General features: G+C 45.7%; 3 protein-coding genes. All 3 read left to right on the forward strand.

Annotated features, from left to right (window positions below; genetic code table 11):
* The first annotated feature begins 154 nt into the window (after nucleotides 1-154).
* The 3 genes from DFR37_RS22580 to DFR37_RS22590 all read left to right on the forward strand — a co-directional run bounded on the left by DFR37_RS22580 (nucleotide 155) and on the right by DFR37_RS22590 (nucleotide 3,638).
* Entirely contained in the window at nucleotides 155-916 is a 762-nt protein-coding gene (locus tag DFR37_RS22580; RefSeq protein ID WP_147251674.1) for a hypothetical protein, read from the forward strand.
* 220 nt (nucleotides 917-1,136) lie between these two features.
* Nucleotides 1,137-2,186: a hypothetical protein gene (locus DFR37_RS22585; protein WP_147251675.1), complete on the forward strand. Its 1,050-nt coding sequence runs from the start codon at nucleotides 1,137-1,139 to the stop codon at nucleotides 2,184-2,186.
* A 177-nt stretch (nucleotides 2,187-2,363) separates the two neighbouring features.
* Complete coding sequence (locus DFR37_RS22590) at nucleotides 2,364-3,638, forward strand: serine/threonine protein kinase (protein ID WP_113935400.1); 1,275 nt, start codon at nucleotides 2,364-2,366, stop codon at nucleotides 3,636-3,638.
* Nucleotides 3,639-3,688 lie beyond the last annotated feature (50 nt).

Consider the following 3,688-nt stretch of genomic DNA (forward strand, 5'->3'; position numbering starts at 1 on the left):
TCGGCATGGCCATGCCGCGAACCTTTCGCCGGTAAACTACGAACGGCAGTACCTTTCTGAGGCAACGAACTGTCTATAAAAGTCTGGCCGATTCACTTCATTCAAACCGAAGCCGCCTCACTGCGTGACTTAACTCAACATTAGGGTTTATTAGATGCCCGATGAAACTCTTTACGATCCTGCGCTTCAAACCATGACGCGCACCGTTCATTTACTTGCTTCGCGAGTACCTGCGCCGCGGAAGGTTTCGCACAAGGACTCGTTTGTGTTTCGACATATCGAACGTTCGATTCATCAAGCCATCGTTCAAAAGCTGGCACGAATCGTTTCCACGTTGGCGGCAGCTCACTTATTGATGACGCATGGTTTCGTCCAAGAGCAGGCAGCGCTTCAGAGAATACTTGACGAGCTGCATGAGGACGTAAGGTTTCTGAGCCTTGCAATAATTAACGGTGAAGTTACGCCATTGCATCGGGATTATCTTGCTTCATTTTTTGAAGAGGAGTTTGACGAGGACACGGCGCTTGAGTCCACCCAGAAAAGACCGATGATTCCTCGAAGGAAGATCCAAGCATATATTGCGCGTAGCGAATCCCCTGAATTTGACCCTAGTACAGGTACTGAACTGGCACGGACGGTTACCAAGATGTATTCTGGGTTTGTCCATGCGGCTTCACCTCAAATCATGGACATGTACTTGGGTAACCCGCCTCATTTCCATCTTAACGGAGTGCTAGGCACGGAGCGGCACGATGAGTACAGAGAGGATCTTTGGAACTACTTTTATCGCAGTGTCCTCGCATTTGGATTTGCGACCAAGGCATTTGGCGACCAACAGATCTTTAATGAATTTACGAATTTTTTGAACGAGTTTGAGCGCTTAAATGGGAAAACATATATACCAAACGCAGGTTAAAACCTAGGCTGACTCAAACTTTGGTAGATCGAGCGCAACATGAATTTCTGGTCCACCAGAGGCGGAGGAGCGGTGGCCATATTTGGGTAGTGTGCTAGGGTTGAAGTGCAATGCTGCTTAGCAAGTAAACGTGATTTATTTTGAAAGGCAAGGGCGTAGAGATATGAGCGATGAATGGAAAGCGCTTAGGGTGATTCACTCCAAGGGCGGAGTCCGAATAGTGAATGAATACGATCCGACTGTCAAAATAATTCCACGCACACTCAACGAAAAAACGGCAACATTTGAAACTCCAACCTATGGTGCTCTTTTTGACAGGTGCGAAAAAGTTGGCCTACCAGTCTTAGGTGTCGAATTTTTTACCTATGCTGGTCACTTTAATGGAGAGGATATTCCTGAATGGAGAACGTTCTATACATCCCGTAATAACGTTTGGGGGAATGAAGAGGGAGCTCAACTTTGGAGCAATATCGGCACTGGTGCTTACAAGGAAAAAAACGGTAGGTTATGGGATGTTGGTAGCAGAATATCGCATCAACTCCGCGTGTGTAGTAGGAGGCTGAAAGAATTATCGGACAGCTATCATTCTCAGCTATGTTCAGTCGTTGGGAAGCAGGATTTCGCGACGAATAAGAGATTTATGAATGGCTACACTTGGCTTTGCTATTTGTCTGTTCAGTCTTTCTTAATGGACATATGTATTCTTAGGGATTATTTGGCGGAATACGCCGCAAACTTTGTCTTTGAGGTGAGCAATGATAGTCAAAAAAGTAGCATTACAACTTTGTCGGGACTGAGGAAATATGTTTTAAGAAACTTAAATGGTGAAGATGCTATTGCTGAGGAGCTTAATGAAATTACAGAGGGTGATGGTTGGTTGAAAATGTTAGGAGCATATCGGGATTTAATTGTTCATTCAGCGCCTTTAGTACAAGCGGAAAGAAGATTGTTCGCCATCATAAAAACAATAGAAATTCCCGGTGGGCAACTGCCGTGCATTTCTTGCCCCATGCCGAAAAATCCTCAAGAAATATTTGTATCTAGGGCAAATGGTAGTATGTTTGAGAATTTCGAAGAGCAATTTAATAGGTACACGGGTATTGGTGAGGGGGAGGCCGATTATATCGATGGACTTGAATATTGCCATAAAGCATTGGGGATGATTTCTGATTTGGCGAATAAGCTCGCGTTGAGATCGCCAGTCAAACCTCAAATGATGGTCTTCGATAGCACTAATATAATTGGTGAAGTTAAGGTTTCCCGAGCTTGATGCATATAAATCGACTAACTCAGCCCCGGTTTTTGAAAGATGAAGATCGGGCTCAGGGAGAAAACCTATGGTTAGTGTTCTAACTCGGGTCCCTTCTGACATCTATTGCTAAATGCGTTAGATTTCTATTCGCCGCCATCGCTTTCTACCACAAGCAGCTACTTAATCATCGCTATCATGTCAATAATTCAAAAATGGTCAGACTCAAAAAAATGGGATGATAACTGGACCGTTGAACAAGAGATCGGTGGCGGCGGGCAAGCGACAACCAAGCTGGTCAAACACAAAGAGAATGGAACGTTTGCGTTTCTCAAGATACTCAATCGACAAACCGATTCAGAGCGGCGTGCCCGATTTTTTCGGGAGGCAAGCGCTTATGCGACGGCAAATCATGACGGCATTCCAAAGCTTGTCGAGAGCAATGCTCACTATCACGAAGATTCGAACTATAAAATCTATTTACTCACGGAGTTTGTGGCCGGTCCAACGCTCTCGAAATACCTTGAGTGTAGCGGGGCGGTCAACTTTGTCAGTGCCGCCACGATCCTAAAGGCGCTTGCCGACACAGTGCAGTACTGCCACGAGAACGAGTGGATCCACCGCGATATCAAGCCAGATAACATCATCCTTAGGGAGTCAAAATTCGAAGCGCCAATTTTGCTTGATTTTGGCATTGCATATAAAGACGGTGTAGTGGATAGTTTTTCAACTGACCCGTCGCAGGAGCTGGGGAACCGCTTTCTTCGACTGCCGGAAATGAGTATAGGAAGTACGGCAAAACAGGATCATAGGACGGATATTTCATTCTTAGGCGGTATCTTGTATTACCTAATGACGACACAAACGCCATCCGTCCTCACCGATCATAACGGGCGAATGCCGCACCAGCGTGCGTTGAGCGCAGGACAGTTAAAGAGCGCATTCAGGGGGCCGCCTACGGCACTGTTGAATTTTTTTGACCATGTGTTTTCGCAAAAGCTTTCTGGACGGTTCGTTAGTGCTAAGGAAATGAAAAGTGCGTTGATCAAATTAATTAATATGCATGAGAACTACCAGCCTGACGATAAGGAGCCAAGCATCGACGATGTGCTTGCCGCAATAAACACTAAGGTGGGACGAGACCTAGCAAAGAACAAGACACTCTACGATAGAGCAATGGATCGGATTAAACTCGTTCACAGCAATATTTTGCTGAAGGTCCAGCCCACTTATACGTCATATCAAACTGGGTATGTCAACCATGTCGACGGCCTTCGCAACGACCTCGGTTTCACGTATTTTGCCACTCTCGACCATAAATTTGTCCCTCAGTTTCTAATACAGATATTGGGGGACGAACTCGTTGTTATGGCTGACGGTATCACCATATACCGGACGTTAGCCGACGAACCTGTTTTCTCGAAAGAAGAGCCTATCCGGAATTTTGTGGGTGAGGCATATTATGCGAGGTAAACAGCATGGATGTGCCAATGAAGAAGAAACGTACGATTGCGGCCCAAGCC

Origin of the sequence: Eoetvoesiella caeni, from assembly GCF_003315175.1 — a bacterium.
Taxonomy (GTDB): domain Bacteria; phylum Pseudomonadota; class Gammaproteobacteria; order Burkholderiales; family Burkholderiaceae_B; genus Eoetvoesia; species Eoetvoesia caeni.

Coding starts and splice junctions, on each gene's coding strand:
- DFR37_RS22590 (WP_113935400.1), top strand. CDS start 2,364: ATGTCAATAATTCAAAAATGGTCAGACTCAAAAAAATGGGATGATAAC.
- DFR37_RS22580 (WP_147251674.1), top strand. CDS start 155: ATGCCCGATGAAACTCTTTACGATCCTGCGCTTCAAACCATGACGCGC.